Raw genomic sequence first — 273 nt, forward strand, 5'->3', positions numbered from 1 at the left:
CTGGAGCGCGAGATCAACGCCTTCATCAAGCAGGAGGTGCTGCACACGCGCGAACATGTCGCGTTCAACCGCCATGTCGCCGACCAGGGATATGACACCACGCTGCTCGACCGCGACGTCGATGCCGCGCTGGCGCTGACCAGGGGCAGGCCGCCGATCGGCAGCCTGGCGGCGACCTGTGCGCTGGAGCATTTCACCGCGATGCTGGCGCATGCGCTGATCGCGGACCCGCGCCATCTGGAGGGCGCCGATCCGCAGGCGCGCGCGCTGTGG

At 69.2% G+C, this 273-nt stretch carries 1 protein-coding gene; it reads left to right on the forward strand.

Annotation, left to right across the window (positions count from 1 at the left end):
- Positions 1-273: metal-dependent hydrolase (locus CVH10_RS20550; protein ID WP_146143193.1), on the forward strand; the 273-nt coding region annotated here is incomplete at both ends.

This window comes from Halomonas sp. ND22Bw (genome assembly GCF_003011945.1).
Taxonomy (GTDB): domain Bacteria; phylum Pseudomonadota; class Gammaproteobacteria; order Pseudomonadales; family Halomonadaceae; genus Halomonas; species Halomonas halophila.